Annotated in this window: 19 protein-coding genes and 1 pseudogene; 7 read left to right on the plus strand and 13 right to left on the minus strand. The window is 70.6% G+C overall.

The annotated features are described in order from the left end of the window. Positions 1 to 23: 23 nt before the first annotated feature. The 4 genes and pseudogenes from tal (at position 24) to pgl (ending at position 4319) form a co-directional block, all read left to right on the plus strand. A complete protein-coding gene (tal, locus tag IF28_RS0125315; protein WP_030224604.1) occupies positions 24 to 1142 on the plus strand; it encodes a transaldolase in 1119 nt (372 codons plus the stop codon). A 4-nt stretch (positions 1143 to 1146) separates the two neighbouring features. Continuing rightward, a pseudogene (gene zwf / locus IF28_RS36530) lies at positions 1147 to 2503 on the plus strand (glucose-6-phosphate dehydrogenase). Next, positions 2500 to 3537 (plus strand): glucose-6-phosphate dehydrogenase assembly protein OpcA, encoded by a 1038-nt coding sequence (opcA, locus tag IF28_RS0125325; protein WP_030224607.1) that lies wholly within the window; start codon positions 2500 to 2502, stop codon positions 3535 to 3537. Before zwf ends, opcA begins: the two are co-directional and overlap by 4 nt. Continuing rightward, on the plus strand, positions 3534 to 4319 hold the full coding sequence (pgl, locus tag IF28_RS0125330) for a 6-phosphogluconolactonase (protein ID WP_030224612.1): 786 nt from the start codon (positions 3534 to 3536) through the stop codon (positions 4317 to 4319). Before opcA ends, pgl begins: the two co-directional genes overlap by 4 nt. A 130-nt stretch (positions 4320 to 4449) precedes the next feature. On the opposite strand, the gene IF28_RS0125335 is transcribed toward pgl, so the two are convergent. The 5 genes from IF28_RS0125335 to IF28_RS0125355 all read right to left on the minus strand — a co-directional run bounded on the left by IF28_RS0125335 (position 4450) and on the right by IF28_RS0125355 (position 11106). Further along, positions 4450 to 5289, minus strand: a complete 840-nt coding sequence (locus IF28_RS0125335) for a carbohydrate ABC transporter permease (protein WP_030224613.1) — start codon at positions 5287 to 5289, stop codon at positions 4450 to 4452. Further along, on the minus strand, positions 5286 to 6647 hold the full coding sequence (locus tag IF28_RS0125340) for an ABC transporter permease subunit (protein WP_030224614.1): 1362 nt from the start codon (positions 6645 to 6647) through the stop codon (positions 5286 to 5288). The genes IF28_RS0125335 and IF28_RS0125340 overlap by 4 nt, the downstream gene beginning before the upstream one ends. Positions 6648 to 6652: 5 nt before the next feature. Then, positions 6653 to 7984, minus strand: a complete 1332-nt coding sequence (locus IF28_RS0125345; protein ID WP_030224615.1) for an ABC transporter substrate-binding protein — start codon at positions 7982 to 7984, stop codon at positions 6653 to 6655. A gap of 45 nt (positions 7985 to 8029) precedes the next feature. After that, positions 8030 to 9652, minus strand: coding sequence for a glycoside hydrolase family 13 protein (locus tag IF28_RS0125350; protein ID WP_030224619.1), 1623 nt, complete (start codon positions 9650 to 9652; stop codon positions 8030 to 8032). Positions 9653 to 9834: 182 nt separating this feature from the next. Next, positions 9835 to 11106 (minus strand): ABC transporter substrate-binding protein, encoded by a 1272-nt coding sequence (locus IF28_RS0125355; protein WP_030224621.1) that lies wholly within the window; start codon positions 11104 to 11106, stop codon positions 9835 to 9837. Positions 11107 to 11232: 126 nt separating this feature from the next. Here IF28_RS0125355 and IF28_RS0125360 point away from each other — a divergent pair, with 126 nt between their 5' ends. From IF28_RS0125360 to IF28_RS0125370, 3 genes are read left to right on the plus strand one after another with little or no spacing between them, the layout of a single operon-like run. Continuing rightward, positions 11233 to 11748 (plus strand): PadR family transcriptional regulator, encoded by a 516-nt coding sequence (locus IF28_RS0125360; protein ID WP_030224625.1) that lies wholly within the window; start codon positions 11233 to 11235, stop codon positions 11746 to 11748. Next, on the plus strand, positions 11745 to 12497 hold the full coding sequence (locus IF28_RS0125365; RefSeq protein ID WP_030224627.1) for an ABC transporter ATP-binding protein: 753 nt from the start codon (positions 11745 to 11747) through the stop codon (positions 12495 to 12497). Before IF28_RS0125360 ends, IF28_RS0125365 begins: the two co-directional genes overlap by 4 nt. 40 nt (positions 12498 to 12537) lie before the next feature. Further along, positions 12538 to 14820, plus strand: coding sequence for an FtsX-like permease family protein (locus IF28_RS0125370; RefSeq protein WP_030224629.1), 2283 nt, complete (start codon positions 12538 to 12540; stop codon positions 14818 to 14820). 126 nt (positions 14821 to 14946) lie between these two features. On the opposite strand, the gene IF28_RS0125375 is transcribed toward IF28_RS0125370, so the two are convergent. The 8 genes from IF28_RS0125375 to IF28_RS0125410 all read right to left on the minus strand — a co-directional run bounded on the left by IF28_RS0125375 (position 14947) and on the right by IF28_RS0125410 (position 24835). Then, positions 14947 to 15744, minus strand: coding sequence for a hypothetical protein (locus IF28_RS0125375; RefSeq protein ID WP_234325339.1), 798 nt, complete (start codon positions 15742 to 15744; stop codon positions 14947 to 14949). A 90-nt stretch (positions 15745 to 15834) separates the two neighbouring features. Continuing rightward, positions 15835 to 17487 carry a glucose-6-phosphate isomerase gene (gene pgi / locus IF28_RS0125380; protein WP_030224633.1) on the minus strand — a complete coding sequence of 551 codons (1653 nt, stop codon included), beginning with the start codon at positions 17485 to 17487 and terminating at the stop codon, positions 15835 to 15837. A gap of 116 nt (positions 17488 to 17603) precedes the next feature. Beyond that, on the minus strand, positions 17604 to 17939 hold the full coding sequence (locus IF28_RS0125385; RefSeq protein ID WP_006349936.1) for an RNA polymerase-binding protein RbpA: 336 nt from the start codon (positions 17937 to 17939) through the stop codon (positions 17604 to 17606). 220 nt (positions 17940 to 18159) lie between these two features. Further along, entirely contained in the window at positions 18160 to 18390 is a 231-nt protein-coding gene (secG, locus tag IF28_RS0125390; RefSeq protein WP_030224637.1) for a preprotein translocase subunit SecG, read from the minus strand. A gap of 101 nt (positions 18391 to 18491) precedes the next feature. Then, positions 18492 to 19268: a triose-phosphate isomerase gene (gene tpiA / locus IF28_RS0125395; protein ID WP_030224639.1), complete on the minus strand. Its 777-nt coding sequence runs from the start codon at positions 19266 to 19268 to the stop codon at positions 18492 to 18494. A 5-nt stretch (positions 19269 to 19273) separates the two neighbouring features. Continuing rightward, the gene (locus tag IF28_RS0125400; protein WP_030224641.1) at positions 19274 to 20485 is read right to left on the minus strand and encodes a phosphoglycerate kinase; all 1212 of its coding nucleotides are present in this window, start codon (positions 20483 to 20485) and stop codon (positions 19274 to 19276) included. A gap of 159 nt (positions 20486 to 20644) precedes the next feature. Then, positions 20645 to 21655 (minus strand): type I glyceraldehyde-3-phosphate dehydrogenase, encoded by a 1011-nt coding sequence (gene gap / locus IF28_RS0125405; RefSeq protein WP_030224644.1) that lies wholly within the window; start codon positions 21653 to 21655, stop codon positions 20645 to 20647. Between the two features lie 225 nt (positions 21656 to 21880). Next, complete coding sequence (locus IF28_RS0125410) at positions 21881 to 24835, minus strand: M14 family metallopeptidase (RefSeq protein ID WP_030224646.1); 2955 nt, start codon at positions 24833 to 24835, stop codon at positions 21881 to 21883. Between the last annotated feature and the right edge of the window lie 43 nt (positions 24836 to 24878).

Raw genomic sequence — 24878 nt, forward strand, 5'->3', positions numbered from 1 at the left:
GACACGTAGGAGATGGAATTTCCATGACAGACGCATTGAAGCGCCTTTCCGACGAAGGCGTGGCGATCTGGCTGGACGACCTGTCGCGCAAGCGGATCACGTCCGGCAACCTCGCCGAGCTGATCGACCAGCAGCACGTCGTGGGCGTCACCACCAACCCGTCGATCTTCCAGAAGGCGATTTCCGAGGGCGACGGCTACGAGCAGCAACTGACCGACCTCGCCGCCCGCAAGGTCACCGTCGAAGAGGCCATCCGCATGATCACGACGGCGGACGTCCGTGACGCCGCCGACATCCTGCGCCCGGTCTTCGACGCCACCGACGGCCAGGACGGCCGGGTCTCGATCGAGGTCGACCCGCGCCTGGCGCACGACACGCGGGCGACGGTCGCCGAGGCCAAGCAGCTGGCGTGGCTGGTGGACCGGCCCAACACGCTGATCAAGATCCCGGCGACGGAGGCCGGTATCCCGGCGATCGCCGAGACCATCGGTCTGGGCATCAGCGTCAACGTGACGCTGATCTTCTCCCTGGAGCGCTACCGCAAGGTCATGGACGCCTTCCTGACCGGCCTGGAGAAGGCGAAGGAGCGCGGCCTGGACCTGTCGAAGATCCACTCCGTGGCGTCCTTCTTCGTGTCCCGTGTGGACACCGAGATCGACAAGCGGATCGACGCGCTCGGCACCGACGAGGCGAAGGCGCTGCGCGGCAAGGCCGCCGTCGCCAACGCGCGCCTGGCCTACCAGGCGTACGAGGAGGTCTTCGGTACCGACCGCTGGGCCGCGCTGGAGCGCGAGGGCGCCAACAAGCAGCGTCCGCTGTGGGCGTCGACCGGTGTGAAGGACAAGGCGTACAAGGCGACGATGTACGTCGACGAGCTGGTGGCGCCGAACACGGTGAACACCATGCCGGAGGCGACGCTGGCCGCCACCGAGCAGCAGGGCGAGATCCGCGGCAACGCGGTCGCCGGCACCTACGAGCAGGCGCGCGCCGACCTGGACGCGGTCGAGGCGCTCGGCATCGCGTACGACGACGTGGTGCAGCTGCTGGAGGACGAGGGCGTCGACAAGTTCGAGGGCGCCTGGAACGACCTGCTGAAGTCGACCGAGGCGGAGCTGCAGCGCCTCGCCCCCTCGGAGGGCTGAAACCTTGTCGAGCAGCAACCCGCTGCGTGACCCCGCCGACCGACGGCTCCCGCGTATCGCGGGGCCGTCGGGCCTGGTCATCTTCGGCGTGACGGGCGACCTGTCGCGCAAGAAGCTGATGCCGGCCGTGTACGACCTCGCCAACCGGGGTCTGCTGCCGCCGGGCTTCTCGCTGGTGGGTTTCGCCCGCCGGGAGTGGGCGAACGAGGACTTCGCGCAGGAGGTCCACGACGCGGTCAAGGAGCACGCCCGTACCCCCTTCCGTGAAGAGGTCTGGCAGCAGCTCATCCAGGGCATGCGGTTCGTTCAGGGCACCTTCGACGACGACGAGTCGTTCGAGCGGCTGCGGGACACGATCGAGGAGCTGGACAAGGCGCAGGGCACGGGCGGCAACTTCGCCTTCTACCTGTCGGTGCCGCCCCGGTCCTTCCCGGTGGTCATCCAGCAGCTGAAGAAGCACGGGCTGGCCGACCAGACCAACGGGTCCTGGCGGCGGGCGGTGATCGAGAAGCCGTTCGGGCACGATCTGAAGTCGGCCGAGGAACTGAACGCCCTCGTGCACGAGGTGTTCGCCCCGGAGCAGGTGTTCCGGATCGACCACTACCTCGGCAAGGAGACGGTCCAGAACATCCTGGCGCTGCGGTTCGCCAACACGATGTTCGAGCCGATCTGGAACCGGTCGTTCGTGGACCATGTGCAGATCACCATGGCCGAGGACATCGGCATCGGCGGCCGGGCCGGTTACTACGACGGTATCGGCGCCGCCCGTGACGTCATCCAGAACCACCTTCTGCAGCTGATGGCGCTGACCGCGATGGAGGAGCCGGCCTCCTTCGACGCGGACGCGCTGGCGGCGGAGAAGACCAAGGTGCTCGGTGCCGTGCGGCTGCCGAAGGACCTGGGCCGGGACACCGTGCGCGGGCAGTACGCGGCCGGCTGGCAGGGCGGCGCGAAGGCGGTCGGGTATCTGGAGGAGGACGGCATCGACGCCTCCTCGAAGACCGACACCTATGCGGCGATCCGGCTGGGCGTCGACAACCGCCGCTGGGCGGGTGTCCCCTTCTATCTGCGCACCGGCAAGCGGCTGGGCCGCCGGGTCACCGAGATCGCGGTGGTCTTCCAGCGGGCGCCGCACTCCCCCCCCGGAGGCGTACGAGCGTCTGATCCTCGACGTTCTGCTCGGCGACTCCAATCTCTTCCCGCGTACGGAGGAGGTGGAGCTGTCCTGGAAGATCCTCGACCCGATCGAGCGGTACTGGGACGGCAACGGCAGGCCGGCCCAGTACCCGGCCGGCACCTGGGGGCCCGTCGAGGCGGACGAAATGCTCGAGCGAGACGGACGGAGCTGGCGCCGGCCATGAAGACAGACCTCACGGACACCACCGCCAGCAAGATCAACAAGGCGCTGGTGCAGGCCCGCCGGGCGATCGGCACACCGGCCGTCGGCATGGTGCTCACGCTGGTCATCGTCACGGACGAGGAGAACGCGTACGACGCGCTGAAGTCGGCCGGCGACGCCTCGCACGAGCATCCCTCGCGCACGCTGGTCGTCATCAAGCGTGTCTCCCGTTCGCCGCGCGACCGCACCCAGTCCCGTCTCGACGCCGAGGTGCGGGTCGGCGCGGACGCCGGCACCGGCGAGATCGTCGTCCTGCGCCTGTACGGCGAGGTCGCCGAGCACGCCCAGTCGGTGGTGCTGCCGCTGCTGCTGCCGGACGCCCCGGTGGTGGTGTGGTGGCCGGTCAACTCCCCCCTGGACCCGGCGAAGGACCCGCTGGGCGCGCTGGGCCAGCGCAGGGTGACCGACACCTACGCCTGCGAGAAGCCGGTGCAAGAGCTGGCCGCCCGCGCCGACGCCTACACCCCCGGTGACACGGACCTGTCGTGGACCCGCATCACGCCCTGGCGTTCGATGCTGGCCGCGGCGCTGGACCAGGTCGCCTGTGAGGTGCAGGGCGTCGAGGTGGAGGGCGAGGAGTTCAACCCGAGCTGTGAGCTGCTGGCGATGTGGCTCGCGGACCGGCTGGACGTCCCCGTCAGGCGCGCCCGCTCCAGCGGTCCCGGGCTGACGGCCGTCCGGATGGACACCGACTGCGGTCCGATCGTGCTGGACCGTGCCGACGGTTCGCTGGCGACGCTGTCCATCCAGGGTCAGCCGAAGCGTGCGGTGGCGCTCAAGCGCCGGGACACGGCGGAGCTGATCGCGGAGGAGCTGCGCCGGCTGGACCCGGACGACACGTACGCGTCGGCGCTGCGCTACGGCGTGGAGCGGCTGAAGTCGGCCAAAGGAGCAGGGGAACGAGAAGGCGTCCCCACTCCCGTCGAGTCGGCTGCGAAAGCTCCCGCGGCAGAGGCGACGGCGCAGGCCCCGGTGAAGAAGGCGGCGGCGAAGTGAGTACGGCACCGCAGCTGGTCGTGCACCGGGACAAGGAGCTGATGGCGCAGGCCGCGGCGGCCCGGCTGATCACGAGGATCGTGGACGCGCAGGCGTCGCGGGGCTCCGCATCCGTCGTCCTGACGGGCGGCCGCAACGGCAACGGCCTGCTGGCCGCGCTGGCGGCCGCCCCGGCGCGGGACGCGATCGACTGGTCCCGGCTGGACCTGTGGTGGGGTGACGAGCGCTTCCTGCCGGAGGGCGACCCGGAGCGCAATGTCACGCAGGCTCGTGAGGCACTGCTGGACGCGGTGCCGTTGGACCCGGAGCGCGTGCACGCCATGCCCGCGTCGGACGGCCCGCACGGCTCGGACGTCGACACGGCGGCGGCCGCCTACGCGGAGGAACTGGCGGCAGCGGCGGACCCGTCGCACCACGCCCCGGTCCCGTCCTTCGACGTCCTGATGCTGGGCGTCGGCCCGGACACCCATGTGGCGTCGCTCTTCCCGGAGTTCCCGGCGGTCCGCGAAACGGAGCGCACGGTGGTGGGCGTCCACGGCGCCCCGAAACCCCCGCCGACGAGGATCACCCTGACCCTCCCCGCGATCCGGGCGGCAAGGGAGGTCTGGCTCCTGGCAGCCGGCGAGGACAAGGCGGAGGCAGCGGAGATCGCCCTGTCGGGAGCGGGCGAGATCCAGTCCCCGGCAGCGGGCGCGTACGGCCGCACCCGCACACTGTGGCTGCTGGACAGCGCTGCGGCGTCCCGGCTCCCAAGGGCGCTGTACCCACCGGCGTCGGCGTAGATTCAGCCCGTCCGGCGTTCGAGGACGAGGCCCGAAGGGCCGAAGAAGGGGGTCCGGGGGCGCAGCCCTCAGGGGACGGGAACGGGAAGGGGCGGCGGGGGCGGGAAAAAGCCCCCACCGCCCCCACCCGCTACTTGACGGACCCCGCCATGACCCCCTGCACGAAGTGCCGCTGAAACGCGAAGAACACCGCGACCGGCACCACCAGCGACAGGAACGCCCCCGGCGCCAGCACATCGATATTGCTGCCGAACTGCCGGATCTGCGACTGCAGCTGCACGGTCAACGGCTGCGAGGAACTGTCCGCGAACAACAACGCGACGAGCATGTCGTTCCACACCCAGAGAAACTGGAAGATCGCCAGACTGGCGATGGCCGGCCGGCCCACGGGCAACACCAGCCGAGTGAAGATCCGCCACTCGCTCCCTCCGTCCATCCGGGCGGCCTCCAGCATCTCCTTCGGCATCTCCGCGAAGTAGTTCCGCAGCAGGAACACCGCGAACGGCAGCCCGTACGCCACATGGAACAGCACGACCCCGGGAATGGTCCCGAACAGCCCGAGCTGCCCGAAGAGCTTGGCGACCGGCAGCAGCCCGATCTGCACGGGCACGACCAACAGCGCGACCACCAGCAGGAAAACAGGCTCCCGCCCGGGGAAGTCCAGCCAGGCGAAGGCGTATCCGGCGAGCGCGGCGACCACCACCACCAGCACCGTGGTGGGCACGGAGATCAGCACGGTGTTCCAGAACGCCTGAGTGATCCCCGAATTCCCCAGCAGCGCGGAGTAGTTGTCGAAGGACAGCTCCCCCGGGCTGGTGAACACGGTCCACCAGCCCCCCTCCGCCGTGTCCTGCGCGGACCGCAGCGAGGAGAGGAACAGCCCGGCCAGCGGGGTCATCCACACCAGCCCGATCACCACCAGGAACGCCTGCACCACCACGTTGCCCAGCACACGCCGCACCGCACTCATCGCTGACTCCTCCGGAAACGGCGGACGTTGAACACCATGGCGGGGATGACCAGAAGCAGCAGCAGTACACCCAGCGCACTGCCCAGCCCCTGGTTGTTGCCGCCGCCGAACGACACCAGCCACATCTGCGTCGCGAGCACGGTCGCGTCCTCCTGCACGGGGCCGGGCGCGATGATGTAGACGAGGTCGAAGACCTTCATCACGTTGATCACCAGCGTCACGAACACCACGGTGAGGACGGGCGCGAGCAGCGGTACGGTGATCCGCCGGAAGATCTGCCACTCATTGGCCCCGTCCATCCGCGCCGCCTCGAGCGCGTCCCGGGGCAGCGCGGACAGCCCCGCCCCGATGAGCACCATCGCGAACCCGGTCCAGATCCACAGGTACGCCCCGATGATCGCGGGGGTGACGAGCGCCGGGCCGAGCCAGGAGATTCCGTCGTAGGGAGCCGCGAAGTTCGACGAGGGGAGCTTCAGGGCGTACGCCCCTCCGTCGAGCCCCGCGAACCGAAACGACCCGTCGGCGGCCGTGGTCGTACTGGCCACCTTCTCGCCGTCCCGCACCGCCTCGACCGTGACACCGGGCAGCCCGCTCTCCTCCGGGTCGACGACCCCCGGCTTGCCTCCCCCGCCGGGCGTGAAGTCGAGGTACACGACACCGCGTACCTCGTCCGAGCCGGCCTCCCCCGCCGCGGCGGCGGGTTCGGCACCCCCCGGCAGATCCTTGGGCGCCACCCCCACCAGCCCCAGCACGGCGGCCGTTCCCCCGGGCGACACCTCCGCCCCGGTGACGTACGACCCGTCGGCCTCCTTGACCAGCCCCTCCCCCTCCCGCGCACGCGCGGCCGGATACGACGAGGAGCCCTCGAAGGCGTCGTGGACGGAGACGACCGCCGCGTTGAGCACGCCCTTGTCCGGGTCGTCGTCGTAGGCGAGCCGGAAGATGATGCCGGCGGCGAGGAAGGAGACGGCCATCGGCATGAAGAGCAGCAGCTTGAACGCGGTGGCCCAGCGGACCTTCTCCACCAGGACGGCGAGGATCAGCCCGAGCCCGGTCAGCAGCGTCGGAGCCACGACGACCCAGATCGCGGTGTTCCGGACGGCCTTGAGGGTGGTCGGGTCGCGGAACATCTCGGCGTAGTTCTCGCCGCCCACGAACTCGTTGCCGGAGGCGTCGAAGAAGCTGCGGCCGACGGAGAACAGCACCGGGTACACGACGAGCGCGCCCAGCAGCAGCAGGGCCGGGAAGACGAACAGCAGGGCGATCAGGCGCCCCCGACGGCGCAGGCGCCGGCCGCCCGCGCCGTCGGGGTGTGCGGGTGCCGGAGGGCTCGCCTCTTTCACCAGGGTGGCGGTCATGGCGGTCAGTTCCCGTACGCCTTGGCCGCGGCCTTCTCGAGCTCGGCGGCGGTCTTCGCCGGGTCGGCCGGGTCGCGCAGGAAGTCCTGGAGGATCTTCCACTCGCCGGTGCCCTTGGTGCCGCCGAAGGCGGCGGGGGCCTGGTCGGACATGTCGAAGCGGACCGAATCGCCCGCCTCGATCAGGGACTTGGCGGTGGCGCGGGTGACGTCGTCGCCGTAGGAGGCGAGGTCGAGCTTCTTGTTCGGGGAGAGGAAGCCGCCCGCCTCGGCCCATACGGCGGCGGCCTCCGGGGAGGCGAGGTACTCCACGAGTGCCATGCCGGCGTCGCTGTTCTTGCCGTCCTTGAGGACGACGGCCGCGTCACCGCCGCTGACCACGGGGGCCTTGCCGTCGCCGACCGGCGGGAACGGGAAGAAGTCGGCGTCGGTGCCGATGTCCTTGCCGAACTGGTCCTTGGCGACACCGGCGACGAAGTCGCCCTCGTAGACCATGGCGGCCTCGGCCTTCGGGCCGAAGACCTTCTCCACCGAGCCGGGGAAGTCGGTGTTGAGGGCCTGCTTCTGGCCGCCCGCGACGAGCTGCTTGTCCTTGAAGAGCTTGCCGAGGGTGGTGAGCGCGCCGACGACGGTCGGGTCGGTCCACTTGATCTCGTGCGCGGCGAGGGCGTCGTACTTCTCGGGCCCGGCCTGGGAGAGGTAGACGTTCTCGAACCAGTCGGTGAGCGTCCAGCCGTCCTGTCCGGCGACGGAGAACGCGGCGAGTCCGGAGTCGGAGATGGTGCGCCCGTTCTCCAGCATGGCGTCGTACGTCGTCGGCGGGGTGACGCCGGCCTGTTCGAGGGCCGCGGGGCTGTACCAGACGGTCGACTTGTGGGCGGCCTTGAAGTACAGGCCGTAGAGGGTGCCGTCGACGCTGCCGTAGTTCTGCCAGACGTCGGCGAAGTTGCCGCCGACCTGGCTCTTCACCTTCTCGTCGAGCGGCTTGAGCCAGCCCTTCTCGGCGAACTGCTTGAGTACGCCGACCTGCGGGACCATGACGACGTCGGGGGCGTTGCCGCCCTCGATCTTGCTGCCGACGACGGTGGAGACGTTGTCGCCGGTGGAGACGAAGGCGGTCTTGGCGCCGGTCTTCTCGGTGAAGGCGTCGAGCACCTTCTGGAAGTTCTTCTGCTCGCTGCCGGACCAGACACCGGCCACGGTGACGGTCTGGCCGCTGAGCGACTGGCCTTCGCCGCCGCCGGCGGTGACGGGGTCGCCGCTGCCGCAGGCGGTCGCGCCGAGGGCGAGGACCAGGGCGGTGCATCCGGTGAGCAGGGTGGTACGTCGTCGCATCATCGTCGATGTCCTTCGTGGGTACGGGAGTTGCGTCGGTACGGGTCTTCAGGAGCCGTCGATCCACCACGCGGCGGTGGAACCGGCGAGCGTCCCGGGCGGGCAGGGGCCGCTGGCGAGCAGCGGGGTGCCGGCCACCGGGGCGGGTACGGGGGCGGTGCCGAAGTTGACGGCGCAGACCAGGTCGTCGCCGCGGCTGAAGGCGAGGACGCCGGGCTGGGTGTCCAGCCAGCGGAGCGTGCCCTCGCCCAACTGCTCCAGGGCCCATCGCAGTTGGAGTCCATCGCGGTACAGGTGCCAGAAGGAGCGGGTGTCGGCGAGCGCCCGGTCGGTGGCGTGCTCGGCGAACCACTCGGGCTGCGGCAGCCAGGGCCGTACGCCCTCGGCACCGGAGGTGAAGCCGAACGGCGAGGCCTGTCCGGACCAGGGCAGCGGTACCCGGCAGCCGTCGCGTATCCGCGCGCGGCTGCCGGTGCGGTGGAAGATCGGGTCGGTGAGCACGTCGTCGGGCAGGTCGACGACCTCGGGCAGGCCCAGTTCCTCGCCCTGGTAGATGTACGCGGCGCCGGGCAGCGCCAGCATCAGCAGGGCGGCGGCGCGGGCGCGGGCCGGGCCGAGTCCGCTGCCGTCGGGGGTGGGTTCGCCGTAGCGGGTGACGGTGCGGACCTGGTCGTGGTTGTTGAGGACCCAGGTGACGGTGGAGCCGGTGCCGGCGATGTCCTGCATGGCCTCGGAGATGACCTTGCGGAAGGCGTCGGCGTCCCAGGGGGCGCCGAGCAGGTCGAAGAAGAAGGCCTGGTGGAGTTCGTCCGGGCGGACGTAGCGGGCGTGTTCGCGGGCGGTGGGGACGGACACCTCGCCGACCAGGAGGCGTTCGCGGCCGTCGCGGGCGGTGTACTCCTCGCACACCGTGCGCCAGTGCCGCCACACGTCGTGCACCTCGGGCTGGTTCCAGGCGAGCGGGTTGACCGAGTCGCGGGTGCGGGCGTCGGCCTCCGGGTCCGGGGAGTCGGGCAGCCGCGGGTGCTTGTACAGGCCGGCGGCGACGTCGATACGGAAGCCGTCGACACCCCGGTCCAGCCAGAAGCGGAGGATGCGGTCGAACTCGGCGGCGACCTCGGGCTCGCGCCAGTTCCAGTCCGGCTGTTCGGGCGTGAACATGTGCAGGTACCACTGTCCGGGCCGGCCGTCCGCCTCGGTGACCCGGGTCCAGGCGGGTCCGCCGAACATGGCGTGCCAGTTGTTGGGCGGTTCGGCTCCGTCGGGGCCGCGGCCGTCGGCGAAGTGGAAGCGGGCGCGTTCGGGGCTGCCCGGGGCCGCGTCGAGTGCGGCGCGGAACCAGGGGTGCTCGCTGGAGCAGTGGTTGGGGACGATGTCCAGCAGCACCTTGACGCCGAGCCGCCGGGCGGTGGCGACCAGCAGGTCGAACTCGGCGAGGTCGCCGAAGACCGGGTCGACGCCGGTGTAGTCGGCGACGTCGTAGCCGTGGTCGTGCTGCGGCGAGGGGTAGAAGGGGCTCAGCCAGATCCCGTCCACGCCGAGCTTCTTCAGATACGGCAGCCCGGTCCTGACGCCGGCGAGGTCACCGATGCCGTCGCCGGTGCTGTCGAGAAAGCTGCGGACGTAGACCTGATAGATCACCGCGTCACGCCACCAGTGGTGCCTGTTCACCCCATCGGACCTGTCTGTGAGGAAGCTTGTTATGCATGCATGTTAGGTAGCACGGTCGCGAGGGTGTCAATGAACGTACGTAAGCTACCCGGGAGTTGGCCGGTACAGAGAGGTCTTTACAGGGACATAGCGGGCACCTTTGAGACACCCGCGTTACCTAACATGTAACTAGGAGGGCTCCGCTAGCGCGCGGAGACGGCGGCGAGCTCGCCCGCCAGCCGGCGCACCGCGGCCTCGGGCGTCTGCCGCCCGGTCATCGCGTCGTGCACCACCGCCTGCACCACCAGGCTCACCTGGTCGTAGTGCGGGCTCTTGGGGCGCGGGGCGGCGGCGAGCACGCTCTCGCGCAGGGTCGGGAGATAGGGGAACCGCCGGACCAGTTCCGGATCGTCGTACAGATCGGCCCGTACGGGCGGCAGCGCTCCGCGTGTGAGGACCTGGCGCTGCACGCGCTCGCTGGTGAGGTACGCGAGCAGGCGCGCGGCGGAGTCGGGATGCCGGGCGTGGCTGCTGACGGCCAGGTTGGACCCGCCGAGGACACTCGTCCCCGGGCCGTCCGGTCCCGGCAGCGGTACGGCGCCGACCTTGCCGGCGATCTGGGACCCGGGGGCGGAGGCGGCGACGTAGGCGTAGGGCCAGTTACGCAGGAAGAGCAGCCTGCCCTCCTGGAAGGCCCGCTTGGACTCCTCCTCCTTGTACGCCAGCGCCTCGCGCGGGATCCAGCCCTCGCGGACGCCGCGGGCGAGGAAGCCGATGCCGTCCCTGGCCGCCCGTGAGTCGACGGTGACGCGTTCGCCCTCGTCGCCGAGGATGGTGCCGCCGGCCGAGTAGACGGCCTCGGCCGCGTTGACGGTGAGGCCCTCGTAGGGCAGGAACTGGCCGGCGTAGCCGCCGAGTCCGTGCCGCGGGGCGAGGGTTTCGGCGGCCTCCTCGAGCTCGGCCCAGGTACGCGGCGGCGGGACGCCCTCGGCGTCGAGGACGTCCTTGCGGTACAGGAGCAGCCCGGCGTTGGTGACGTACGGGACCGCGTACAGGCGTTCGTCGTAGGTCGCCGTGTCCACGACCCGGGGCAGGAAGGTGCCGAGCGGGAAGCGCTCGCGGGGCAGCGGGCGGATCCAGCCGGCGGCGGCGAACTCCGACGTCCAGCTGACGTCGATGTTGAGCACGTCGAACCGGCCGCGCTCACCGCCGCGCAGATCGGTGATCATCTGCGCGCGGGTCTCGTCGGCGGAGTCGGGCAGTTCGACGAGGGTGACCCGCTCGCCGGGGTGGGTGCGGTTCCAGCCGTCGAGCACCGAGCCGAGATAGCCGGTGAGGTCGCCGGCGGTGGCCAGGGTGAGTGGTCCCCGGCCCTCCGCGGCGGCTTCGTCGGCCTGCGCTCCGGAGGCGACGTAACCGGTCAGGACGATGATCAGGACGAGGAGGCCCCTACCGGCGGCATGGATCCACCGCATAGGTTCCTCCCTGTACACCGGCACCCGGGCACCATCGTCCGGGGGTCAGAGGCCATGTATACCTGTTAGGTATGCGCGATACTAGGCCCTGCGGCACATTACCCACCGTCGAGGAGGAGAGCTCGAGTGCGGCTGCCCCTCCTGGCGCTGCTCGCCCGTGGCCCGGCACACGGTTACGAGCTCAAGCAGGACCTTGAGCAACTGCTGGGCTCCGCGTACCCTCAGCCGAACGTCGGCCAGATCTACGTCACCCTCGGCCGCCTCGAGAGAGCGGGACTGATCGAGGGCGAGGACGTCGAGCAGTCGAGCCGGCCCAACAAGAAGGTCTACCACCTCACCGACGCCGGGCGGGAGGCGCTGCGCGCCTGGTACGAGGAGACGGCGGACGAACCGCGGGTGCGGGACGAGTTCTTCATGAAGCTGGCCCTGGCCCCGCAGACCGGTCTCGCCGACCAGATCGCGCTGATCAACCGACAGCGGCGCCAGTACCTGAACACCATGCGGCAGTTGTCGAAGCTGGCCGCCGCCGAGGACCGGGACAACCGCATCTCCCAACTGCTGATCGAGGGCGCCATGCTGCATCTGCAGGCCGACCTGGACTGGCTGGAGCGGTGCCAGGAGGAGCTGGAGGAGCTTCAGTGAGCGAGCGCACCGCTGAAGTGCTGCGCGCCGAAGGCCTGGTCAAGACGCACCACGGCGAGGGCGCCCCGGCGCATGCCGTGCGCGGGGTCGGTCTGCGGGTGGCGCCCGGCGAGTTCGTGGCGATCACCGGGCCGTCCGGGGCGGGCAAGTCGACGCTGCTGCATCTGCTCGGCGGGCTGCAGCGGCCGGACGCCGGCAGCATCTGGCTGGACGGCGAGTGCACCGACGGCTACGGCGAGGCCCGCTGGGCGGTGGAGCGCCGCAAGCGGATCGGCATCGTCTTCCAGTTCTTCAACCTCGTCTCCGGCCTGTCCGTCGCCGACAACGTGGAGCTGCCCGCCCTGCTCGCCGGGGTGTCGCCGAAGAAGGCCCGCGCCGGACGGGAGGAACTCCTGGCCGAGCTGGGACTCGACGGCAAGGAGCGGAGCATGCCGGGCGAACTGTCCGGCGGTGAGCAGCAGCGGGTCGCGCTGGCCCGGGCGCTGGTCAACCATCCGCCGCTGCTGCTGGCCGACGAGCCGGCGGGCAGCCTGGACAGCAAGGGCACCCGTGAGGTGATGCGGCTGCTCTCCCGCTTCCACGCGCGCGGGCAGACGATCCTGCTGGTCACGCACGACGCCCGGCTGGCGAGCGCGGCGGACCGGGTGATCAGCTTCTTCGACGGCCGGATCGCCGACGACGCCGCACTCGACGGCGGTACGCCGCCGCGCCGGGCCGGGACATCCGGTGTGCTGGAGCTCAAGGACTGACATGCGCTGCCATCAGCGCCCCGTGAGGGGCTGACCACCGGTGCGGGCGACCCTGCGCTGGGCGCACTCCGATCTGCGGACGCATCGCGGCGAGGCACTGTTCCTGGTGCTCGCCACGGCCGGCATCGTCGCGTCCCTGCTGCTGGCCACGGCCCTGTTCGGCTATGCCACCAACCCCTGGCAGCGCGTCTTCGCCCAGGCGCACGGCGCGCACGTCACGCTGCACACCACCGCGGCCGCCGACGCCGGGAGACTGGCCGGGCTGGACGGTGTGGAGTCCGTCGCCGGGCCCTCTCCGACGGCTTCGCTCACCCTCGCCTCCGCGGGCGGCCGTGCCTCCGTGGAACTGCGCGGCACCTCCGGGAAACCCGGGGTGGGCCGCCCGCTGATCACCTCGGGGCACTGGCTGGACCCCGCGACGCCCGACGGCGTGGTCCTGGAGAGCCGGCTCGCGCGGGCGCTGCTCGCGGCCCCCGGTGACACGCTCACCGTGCCCGGTACCGCCCGGCGGCTGACCGTGGTGGGCGTCGCCGACAGCGCCGAGCCGCGTTACCGGCCCGGTGAGCAGGCCGGTCTGGTGTGGGCGCTGCCGTCGGCGGTGCCGGACCCGGCCGGCCAGGTCGTCGGGCTGCGGCTGACCGACCCGGGCGACACCGGGTACGCCGTGCAGCGGGCGGTGACGGAGCTGGGCGCCGGGGCGATCGGCGAGGTCGCCACCTGGCAGCAGGCGCGTGCCGAGGCGCAGGGCGACAACCGGCTGCTCGGTCAGGTGCTCGGCCTGTTCGGCCTGGGCGCGCTGGCCGCCGCCGGGTTCGCCGTGCACGGGGCGATCGGCACCCGTATCCGGGGTCATCTGCGGGACATCTCGATCCTCAAGGCGATCGGTTTCACGCCCGGCCAGGTCGTCCGTGTCTTCCTGATCCAGCATCTCCTGTACGCCCTGCTCGGTGCCGTGGCCGCCGCCGTGCTCACCGAGGCGCTGGGCAGCGCGGTGCCGGGGCGGCTCGGGGCCGCGGTCGGCGTATGGCAGGGGCTGCCCGGTCATACCGCGGCGCTGTTCGTCGTACCGGTCGGGGCGGTGCTGTTCATCGGCGCGACCACCTCGCTGGCCGCCTGGCGGGCGGGACGCGTACCGCCGGTGCCGGTCCCCCGGCCGGCGGCGCCCCCGGCCGGACGGCTGACCGGTGTCGCGCGGCGGGCGCTGGGGGCGGGGGTGCCGCCGGCGCTGGTCCTCGGCTGGCACAAGGCGTTCACCCGGCGGCCGCGTTCGCTGAGCGCGGTCGGCAGGCTGGCGCTGCCCCTGCTGCTGATCGTGGTGGCACTGAGCGCGTGGACCACCATCGACCGGTTCCACAGCAGCCCGGAGCGGATGGGGCTGCCCACGGCGCTCAGTGTCCGCGCGGACGCCTCACTGGACGACGGGGAGGCCCGCGCGCTGCTGGAGCGCGATCCGCAGGTGGCCGCCGCCTACCCGGGCGTCGAGGTGGCCGCGCTGGTCCCCGGCCAGACCGCGACCATCGCCCTGCGCGGGCTCGGCACGCACGCGGAGCCGTACCCGTTCACCCTGGCCGAGGGGCGTGCCGCGCACGGCCCGGACGAGGCGGTGGCCGGGCAGGGGCTGCTCGACCTGCTGCACGTACGGGTCGGCGACTGGGTGCGGATGACCGTCGGGGAGCGGCCGCAGATCCTGCACATCGTCGGCCGCAGCATCGAGCCGGAGAACGCCGGCCGGGTCATCTCGACCTCGCTGGACACCCTCCGCGCCAACGACCCGGATCTGCGGCCCGCCCAGTACCAGCTCCGCCTGGACCCGGGCGCGGACCCGGCGGCGGTCGCGGGGCGGCTGACGGCGGCGGGCAGCGGCCATCTGGACGTGCACACCGTGACCAACCCGGCCGACGGGCTGTCCCCGCTGCGGGCGGTGGTCCTCGGGCTGATCGTGGTGCTGGCGCTGATCGGGCTGATCGAGCTGCTGACGGCGATCGGGGGCACGGTGCGGGAGGGGGAGCGTGATCTGCTGGCGCTGAAGGCCATCGGTCTGACCCCCCGGCAGATCACCGCGGTCACGGTCACCGCCACGGCCGGTACGGCGCTGGCGGCGGTCCTCCTCGCGATGGCCCTGGGGCTGCCGCTGGCCCGTTGGCTGATCGACGCGCAGGGGATCTCGAGCGGCGTCGGCTCGGGCATCGCCCAACTGCCCTCCCCCGCGCTGCTCGTGCCGCTCGGCGGGGCGGCGGTGCTGGGGGCCGCGGCTCTCGCCGCCCTCCCCGCAGCCCGCTCGACCCGCCGCCGCCTCGCGGACACGCTGAGCGCGGTGGCCTGACCTTCTTTCGCCCCCGGACCCCCGCTCCTCCTGGTTTCAGCCCCTCCGGCGTTTGAGGAGCGGGGTCTGGGGCGGAGCCCCAGTTTCGGGACGGGAAGGGGCGGCGGGGGCGAGAAAGACCCGGCGTCAGCCGTGAACGTACGGGTTCCCCTGGAACGGCGGCACAGGCGGCGGCATGGGCGGAAGCCCGGCCGGATGCGTCGCCAGACGAATCCCGTACCGCCGCCTCAACCGCCCCACCTCCGCCCAGGCGATCGCCGTGACGGTCACCGGCGCCCCCAGAATGAACACGATCCCCATCGTGAGGCTGAGCCCATGCAGATCCCCGGTGACAAGATCCGGAATCGCCATCAGCCAACTGGTCACCGTGGCCAGCAGAGCCGGCAGGCACCGATGCACGGCCGCCGTACCGAAGAAGTTCCCGGACACCCGCACGGCCCCGGAGGCCACGAAGATCAGCATCCACATCATCGTCAGCCCGACGCCCATGATCGCGAGCATGCTGTTGGAGCCGTTCGTCCACTGCACCAGCATCACCATCGCCACCACACACCCGATGAACAGCAGCAACAGCTTGAGGGAGTTCAGCAGCGGCACCCGCAACTGGCGCACGGTACCGGTGCGCCGCCAGACGAAGAGCATCACGCCGACCGTCAGCGGCGTGAGGAACAGCAGCACCGCCGAGGCCGTCAGCGCGTTCTCCAGCAGCTCCGTGACCTCGAAGCCGCCCTCCAGGACCGTGTAGACGCCGACGGAGGCGACCGCCCCGGCGATGACCCTGAAGCGCTTCAGCCGCTCGATGGTCGGGTCGAGCGACGGCGGGATCCACGCGGGGTGGAACACCGCCGTCGCGACCTGGTGAGGTTTCAGGAAGCTGCGTGCCGTCAGCGTGCCGCCGGTCCAACTTCCGTGCGTACGTGCCACCTTGTGCTCCCCCGAGCGTTCGCCGTGATGATCGCGGGGGATTCTACGGGAAGCGGACGGCGCTGTGCCGCCCGCTTTCCCTCAGGGGCGTCACCGCCGCCCGCGCAGCTCCCGGTAGGTGGCGACGAGGGCCTTCGTCGAGGCATCGAGCCCCGGCACGTCGGCGCCCTCGGTGAGCGCGGGTTCGACCCGCTTGGCGAGGACCTTGCCGAGTTCGACACCCCACTGGTCGAAGGAGTCGATGTTCCAGACCGCGCCCTGCACGAACACCTTGTGCTCGTAGAGCGCGACGAGCTGGCCGAGCACGGACGGCGTGAGCTCCCGCGCGAGGATCGTGGTCGTCGGGTGGTCGCCCTTGAACGTCTTGTGCGGGACCAGTTCCTCCGGCACACCCTCGCCGCGTACCTCGTCCGGGGTCTTGCCGAAGGCGAGCGCCTGGGTCTGCGCGAAGAAGTTGGCCATCAGCAGATCGTGCTGAGCGGCCAGTTCACCGCTCAGCTCGGCGACGGGCTCGGCGAAGCCGATGAAGTCCGCCGGAATCAGCTTCGTACCCTGGTGGATCAACTGGTAGTAGGCGTGCTGCCCGTTGGTACCGGGCGTGCCCCACACCACCGGGCCGGTCTGCCAGTCCACCTCGCGCCCGTCCCGGCCGACGTACTTGCCGTTGGACTCCATGTCGAGCTGCTGGAGGTAGGCGGTGAACTTCGACAGGTAGTGCGAGTACGGCAGTACCGCGTGCGACTGCGCGTCGTGGAAGTTGCCGTACCAGACGCCCAGCAGGCCCAGCAGCAGCGGCACGTTGGACTCGGCGGGCGCGGTGCGGAAGTGCTCGTCGACGATCCGGAACCCGTCGAGCATCTCCCGGAAGCGGTCCGGGCCGATGGCGATCATCAGCGAGAGGCCGATGGCGGAGTCGTAGGAGTAACGGCCGCCGACCCAGTCCCAGAACTCGAACATGTTCGCCGTGTCGATGCCGAAGCCGGCGACCTTCTCGGCGTTGGTCGACAGCGCGACGAAGTGCTTGGCGACGGCGGCCTCGTCCTTGAGGGCGCTCAGCAGCCAACCGCGCGCGGAGGTCGCGTTGGTGACCGTCTCGATGGTGGTGAACGTCTTGGACGCGATGATGAACAGCGTCTCCGCCGGGTCCAGATCGCGGATCGCCTCGTGCAGGTCGGCGCCGTCCACGTTGGACACGAAGCGGACGGTGAGGTCGCGGTCGGTGAAGGCGCGCAGCGCCTCGTACGCCATGGCGGGGCCGAGGTCGGAGCCGCCGATGCCGACATTGACGACGTTGCGGATCCGCTTGCCCGTGTGACCGGTCCACTCGCCGGAGCGGACACGTCCGGCGAAGTCGGCCATCTTGTCGAGGACTGCGTGTACGGCCGGGACGACGTTCTCCCCGTCGACCTCGACCACCGTGTCGCGGGCGGCGCGGAGCGCGGTGTGCAGGACGGCGCGGTCCTCGGTGGTGTTGATCCGCTCGCCGCCGAACATGGCGTCGCGCAGTCCGAACACATCGGTGGCGAGAGCCAACTCCCGCAGCAGCCGCAGGGTGTCGTCGGTGACGAGGTGCTTGGAGTAGTCGATGTACAGGTCACCGACCCGGAGGGTGTACGCGGTGCCGCGGCCGGGGTCGCCGGCGAACAGCTCACGCAGCCGCACCTCGCCGAGCTCCTCACGGTGCTTGGCCAGCGCGGTCCACTCGGGCGTCTGATTGAGCCTGGTACGACCGTCTGCGTTCATCTCGGACTTCAGCCTTCTTCCTTGGGTGTTCCCGCCGACCCCAACCTAATTGATCAGCGATGAACAGGCCGGAAGAAGAAGGGGGAAGGAAGCCGAAGCGGATCGCTCCGCGATCCCTAGATCTCGCCCCGCAGCTTGGCGAGGGCCTCCGCGAGGATCGCCTCGCCGTCCGCGTCGCTGCGCCGCTCCCGCACATAGGCGAGGTGCGTCTTGTACGGCTCGGTGCGCGGCGGATCCGGCGGGTTGTCCTGGTCCTGGCCGGCCGGAAAGCCGCAGCGGGGGCAGTCCCACGTATCGGGCACCTGCGCGTCGCTCGCGAAGCTCGGCTGGGTCTCGTGCCCGTTGGAGCACCAGAAGGAGATGCGCAGCCGGGGCGCGGACTCGCCGCGCTCGGCCTCGCCCATCGGGCCCGCCCCGACCCGGCTTCCCCGGATCGCGTTGCCACTTGCCACGGTCGTAACTCCCTGCGTGATGGTGCCGCAAAGCGAGTCGGCGTTCCGCTTCGCTGCGAGCGCCTCAGTCTACGTAAGGCCCAACGCACGTCCAGTGCCGGGAGTTACCGCCCCCTGTCCAGACGCAGGCCCCATGATAGGCCGCGCTCTGCTGCGCGTACCGAACATGGGGCCTTACGTGCGGAATGCTTGGGAAATGGGTGCGTGGCACGCCCTCGGATCAGTTGTTCATCTTCATGGTGATGCCGAGCACGACAATGCACGCGAACCAGAGCAGACCGACCACGAGGGTGATCCGGTCGAGGTTGCGCTCGGCGACCGAGGAGCCGCCGACGGAGGACTGCATGCCGCCACCGAACATGTCGGAGAGGCCGCCGCCCTTTCCCTTGTGCATCAGCACCAGCAGCATCAGCAGCAGGCTGAAGACGATCAGGGCGATGGAGAACCCCATTACCACGGCTGGACCAACTTCCTCGGATTCGGATGGACGACGCGGGGCCCAGCGCGATGCTGGACCCCGCAAGGGTACGACGGATCGCTGCTAGCGCATACTCACTGGTCGCGGAAACGAACGATCTTGACGAACTCGTCGGCGTCCAGCGAGGCGCCGCCGACCAGGGCACCGTCGATGTCGGTCTGGGCCATGATCTCGGCGACGTTGCCGGACTTGACCGAGCCGCCGTACTGGATGCGGACCGTGTCGGCCAGCTCCTGGCTGTACAGCTCGGCCAGCTTGCCGCGGATGGCGGCGCAGACCTCCTGGGCGTCCCCGGCGCCGCAGACCTTGCCGGTGCCGATGGCCCACACCGGCTCGTAGGCGATCACGATCGTCTCGGCCTGCTCGGCGGGGAGGTCCTTGAGACCGCCCTCGACCTGGGCGAGGGTGTGGGCGACGTGGTTGCCCGCCTCGCGGACCTCCAGTTCCTCGCCGACGCACAGGATGGGGGTGATGCCGTGCTTGTAGGCGGCCTTCACCTTGGCGTTCACGATCTCGTCGGTCTCGGCGTGGTACTGCCGGCGCTCGGAGTGGCCGACCGCGACGAAGGTGCACTTCAGCTTGGCCAGCATGGGGCCGGAGATCTCGCCGGTGTAGGCGCCGCCGTCGTGCGCGGAGATGTCCTGGGCGCCGTAGGTGATCTTCAGCTTGTCGCCGTCGACCAGGGTCTGGACGGAGCGCAGGTCGGTGAAGGGCGGCAGGACGGCGACGTCGACGGCCTCGTAGTCCTTGTCGGCCAGGGCGAAGGCGAGCTTCTGGACGTGGGCGATGGCCTCGAGGTGGTTGAGGTTCATCTTCCAGTTGCCCGCCATCAGCGGCGTGCGGGTGGTCATCGGGGTCAGTCCTCCAGTGCGGCGAGGCCGGGGAGCGTCTTGCCCTCGAGGTATTCGAGGGAGGCGCCGCCGCCGGTCGAGATGTGGCCGAATGCGTTCTCGTCGAAGCCGAGCGTACGGACTGCCGCGGCGGAGTCGCCGCCGCCGACCACGGTGAAGCCCGGCGAGTCGATGAGGGCCTGGGCGACCGCCTTGGTGCCCTCGGCGTAATCGGGGTGCTCGAAGACGCCCATGGGGCCGTTCCAGAAGACGGTGCCGGCGTCGGCGAGCTTCGAGGCGTACAGCTTGCGGGTCTCGGGACCGATGTCCAGGCCCATGGTGCCGGCCGGGACGGCGTCCGCGGCGACGGTGGCGGGGTGGGTGGGCGCCTTGGCCTTCATGTCGGGGAACTGGTCCGCGACCAGGGTGTCGACCGGCAGCAGCAGCTCGACACCGTTCTTCCCGGCGCGCTCCAGGTACTCCAGGACGGCCGGGATCTGGTCCTCCTGCAGCAGCGACGTGCCGACCTCGTGGCCCTGGGCCTTGAGGAAGGTGTACGCCATGCCGCCGCCGATGAGGATGCGGTCGGCCTTGCCGAGCAGTTCGTCGATGACGGCGAGCTTGTCGGAGACCTTGGCGCCGCCGAGGGCCACGACGTAGGGCCGCTTGACGTCGTCGGTGAGCTTCTTCAGGACGCCGACCTCGGTGGCGATGAGGTAGCCGGCGTAGTGCGGCAGCCGCGCGGGGAGGTCGAAGACCGAGGCGTGCCTCCGGTGCACCGCGCCGAAGCCGTCGCCCACGTAGACGTCGGCGAGGGCGGCGAGCCGGTCGGCGAAGGCGCCGCGCTCGGCGTCGTCCTTGGCCGTCTCACCGGCGTTGAAGCGGAGGTTCTCGACGACCGCGACCTGTCCGTCGGCGAGGCCGGCGACGGTGGCGGTGGCGGACTCGCCGACGGTGTCGGTCGCGAACGCCACGTCGGCGCCGAGGAGTTCACCGAGGCGCGCGGCGGCCGGGGCGAGCGAGAAGGCGGGGTCCGGGGCGCCCTTGGGGCGGCCCAGGTGCGAGCCGACGACCACGCGGGCGCCCGCCTCGGCGAGGGCCCTGACGGTGGGCAGCACGGCGCGGATACGGCCGTCGTCGGTGATGGTGGTGCCGTCCAGCGGCACGTTGAGGTCGGCGCGGACGAAGACCCGCTTGCCCGCGACGCCTTCGGAGAGGAGTTCGTCGATCGTCTTCATAGGGGCTCCCTGGCTAGAGCAACGTGTTCAGCGACGTGTTCGCTCGTGATCGCTCGTGATCGAAAGCGGGCGGCCGTTCCGATACGCGCGTCAGGGCTCGGACAGCGCGTTGCCGCACCGGCCGAGCCCTGCACTCATATCAGGCTGCCCGCTCCGTGATCAGAGCTGGTCGCCCACGAAGACCGTGAGGTCGACGAGGCGGTTGCTGTAGCCCCACTCGTTGTCGTACCAGCCGAGGATCTTCACCGTCCTGCCCTCCTGGACCATGGTCAGGGAGGAGTCGAAGGTGCAGGAGGCCGGGTCGCCGACGATGTCCGACGAGACGATCTCGTCCTCGGTGTAGAACAGGAAACCCTTGAGGTCGCCGCCGTCGGCGGCCTTCTTGAACGCGGCGTTGACCTCGTCCTTGGTGACCTCGCGCTGGAGCTCCACGACCAGGTCGGTGGCCGAGCCGGTCGGGACCGGGACGCGCATCGCGATGCCGTCGAGCTTGCCCTTGAGCTGCGGCAGCACCAGCGCGGTGGCCTTGGCGGCACCGGTGGTGGTCGGGATGATGTTCTCGGCGGCGGCACGCGCGCGGCGCAGGTCCTTGTGCGGGAAGTCCAGGATGCGCTGGTCGTTCGTGTACGCGTGCACCGTGGTCATCAGACCCTTGACGATGCCGAAGTTCTCGTCGAGCACCTTCGCCATCGGCGCCACACAGTTGGTGGTGCAGGAGGCGTTGGAGATGACGTGGTGGTTCGCCGGGTCGTACTTGTCCTGGTTGACGCCCATCACGATGGTGATGTCCTCGTCCTTGGCCGGGGCCGAGATGAGGACCTTCTTCGCGCCGCCGGCGATGTGCTTCTCGGCGTCCGCCTTCTTCGTGAAGATGCCGGTCGACTCGATCACGATGTCGACGCCCAGCTCGCCCCACGGGATGTCGGCCGGGTTGCGCTCGGACAGGACCTTGATGGTCTTGCCGTCGACGGTGATGGTGTCCTCGGTGTGCGAGACCTCCGCCTTGAGGCGGCCGAGAATGGTGTCGTACTTCAGCAGGTGGGCGGTGGTCGCGGTGTCACCCAGGTCGTTGACAGCCACGATCTCGATGTCCGCACCCTGCTCCAGCAGCGCGCGGAAGTAGTTACGACCGATGCGGCCAAAGCCGTTGATGCCTACGCGGATCGTCACGAACCGATCTCCTCGTTGGTACGCCGGCCCGATGTGCCGGCGAGCTGTATTTGGGATGTCCCCGACCACTGTCGACCCTACCTCTCCGGGGCCCCGGCCGTGACATCGAGTTGCCGCATACCCGGCAGGGCGGTCCGTACCCGTCAGTAGGGTACGGACCGCCCGGGCGGACGGTCCGCCGGCGCCCGTTCGCGCCACGGATCGCCGGCACCGCTCGACGTGAGGTCACCCGTCCAGGGCGGCCAGCGCCTTCCTCAGCAGTGCCGTCCGGTCGGCTGCGGAGGTGAGGTGCTCCAGGCCGAAGCCCAGCAGCACGGTGTCACCGGTGGTGACCGCCCCGTAGGTCTGGAACAGCGCTCCGGTGCGCGTCCAGTCCTTGAGTACGGCGGGGCTGCCCGCGGGCGGTCCGGAGACCGTCCAGGCGCCGAGGGAGCTCTCGAAGCCCTCGGTGTCGGCCGCGGCGCCGCCGATCACGAGCGAGGCCTCGTCGGCGAGGACGCCGTGGCCGCCGCTGCCCGGGTCGGTGACATAGGCGAGGGAGATCTCGACCTTCTTCCCGGCGTAGGCGCTCAGGTCGAAGTTCACCTGCTGCCAGCCGCTGGAGGAGCCGGTGAGGCTGTTCCAGGCGCCGCTGGTGCCGGTCGCCGCGCAGCTGCCGTCGCCCAGCGTCAGATAGTGCGCGAGCCAGGGGTGCTCGCCCAGGTAGAACCCGGCCGCGCACTCGGACGGCACGGTGGTGCGGGTCGCGCCGCCGGCTTCGGGCAGGGTCGTCCAGTCGTCGGCGCCGCTGGTGTGCGCCTCGACGAGGACGTTGTCGTAGCCGGGTTCGGTGTCCCACAGCAGTTGGGTGCGGAGTGCGGGCCGGTCGGCCGCGGTCGTACCGGTGAGGTCGACGGTGCGGGTGAGGCGCTTGTAGCCGTCGTCGGTGTGCACGGCGGCGGCCATCGAGGAGCCGGCGTAGGGCCCGTACGGGTTGACCGTGCCGGGGAAGCCTCCGGCGCCCTCGCTCGCGAACCGCGGGTAGGCGGCGGCGGGCAGTTCGTCGGAGGTGACGCCGTAGGTGCCGGCCTTGTCCAGCGGGTTGCCGGGCGCCTCGCCGAGCGGGCCGGTGAACCCGTTCAGCGCGCCCGAGCCGGTGAACGCCGTGGCGCCGGGCGTGGAGGTACGGGAGTAGGCGCCCAGCCAGTACTGACTGAAGTCGTCGGACAGGGTGCCGCCGCCGAGGTCGACGCTGCCGCCCGTCTGCTCGCCCGCCTCGATCAGCCGACCGCCCTCGTTGAGGAAGGCCCGCAGCTGGAGCTGGGTGGCGTTGCCGGGGGTGGCCGCGCCGGTGTAGTGGACGACCGCGCCGAAGTGGCTCAGCACGCCGAGGGCGTCGGGGGCGCCCTGCTCGGCGACGTCCCAGACCACCGCGCGGCGGCCGTTGGCCTTCAGCGCGTCGACGTACTTCTGGGCCTGGGTGGCCTTCGCGCCCTCCTCGGCGACGACGAGGACGTCCGCGCGGGGCCGTTCGGCGACGGTGTAGGTGAAGTGCTCACTGGCGACGTCCTTGCCGCCGCGGCTCTCGCCGGCGAACCACACCTCGACCCTGTCGCCCGGCTCCGCGTCCCTGATCCCGGCCCGGTACTCGTCGAAGTGGAGGTTGTCCTCGCCGCCGTACCGTTCGCCGCCCTTCCAGGGCCTCAGGTCCACGTCGTGCGTACGGCCGCGGTTGATCCGGTACCTGAGCTCCTTGTCGCGTACGGACTTGCGGACGACGACGGAGACCTCCTGGTCGGCGCCGCGCGCGTACGACGTGCCGAAGGCCGCCGGGGTGAAGTCGGCGGCGTCCAGGCCGACGGAGGAGGACGGCCGGTCCGGGTGGGCGGCGGTCTCGGCCACGGAGAGCGCGAAGGGGATGTTCTTCGCGAACTCCTCCTGGATCAGCTTCTCGTCGTCGGGGAAGTTGAAGCCCGACTGGCAGTCGGCGGCGTTCCACTCGTCGTCCGGGTCGGCCTGGGAGACGGTCTGGCACGTCGACATCTCGGGGGTGAACATCGCCATGCCGTTGACGTTGGCGGCGTGTCCGTCGGCCTCGCCGTTGGTGGTGTACAGCTCGGAGGAGAGCTGCGGGTGGTAGCCGGGGATCGCCGAGTTGCCGGGCGTGCCGGCGAGCGCCTCGTAGAGGACGTCGTCGGGGGTGGGCGTGGCCACCTGCCAGCCGACTCCGTAGAGGAGGAGTTCGGCGGCGGAGTGGTAGTTGATGCCGTACGTGAAGCCGATGCGCTTCTCGAAGGCGTCGACGGCCTTGGTCTCGGGCTCGGAGCCGGGGGTGGCGCCGCGGTAGGTCTGGCTGGTGGGGTTGGGGGACGAGCCCTCGTCGTCGTAGCCCCACTTGTAGGGGAAGTTGCGGTTGAGGTCGACGCCGTCGCCGGTGCCGATGACGCCGTCGCCGTTGACGTCCCGCAGGTTCTTGCGCCAGAGGCGGTTGTCCTCGTCGGCGAAGGTGTGGTCGTAGCCGTCGGGGTTGGCGGAGAGGACGAACCACAGTTCGGTGGTGTCGACGATCTTCTTGATCCGCTTGTCCGTGCGGTAGTGGTCCAGGTAGTGGTGCATCAGCCGCCGGGTCATCTCCGGGGTGATCCACTCACGCGCGTGCTGGTTGGACATGTAGAGGACCGAGGGCTTGGAGCCGTCCTTGGTCCTCGTCGCCTTCTTGGTGAGTTTCAGGGCGAGGATGTCCTGCCCCTTGATCGTCCTGCCGATGGAGACGACCTTGGTGAGGCCGGGGTTCTCCCGCGCGGTGCGCAGGATCTCCTCCTTCAGGCCGCCCTTTCCGCCGTACGGACGGAACACGCCCTCGGCGGCGTCCGCGACGCGGCTCTCCGCGCGGGCGGAGAGGGTCCGTTCGGTGAGGTCGACGCCCTGTTTCTCCAGTTTCCCGGCCTGGCCCTCGGTGAGGTAGACCTCGACGGTGGCCGTGCCCCGGTCGGGCACCAGCTCACCGAGTTCGTGGCCGTCCTGCCCCGCCGCGAGCAGCAGGGGCACCTGCGCCTTGGTCACGTCGGCGTGGAAGACCTTGACCTCGTCGGTGTCCGAGGTCACGGGGTGTGCGGGCTGTGCCTGGGCGATGGGCGCCACGCTCGCTCCGCCGATCAGGAGCGTGCCGACAGCGAGGATCGATCTCGCTCTGGGTCTCATGAGCCCCCCTGGAAATGGTCCGCCCCAGCGGCGAACAGATGCC

The organism is Streptomyces sp. NRRL WC-3626 (assembly GCF_000718785.1).
In the GTDB taxonomy this organism is placed as follows: domain Bacteria; phylum Actinomycetota; class Actinomycetes; order Streptomycetales; family Streptomycetaceae; genus Streptomyces; species Streptomyces edwardsiae.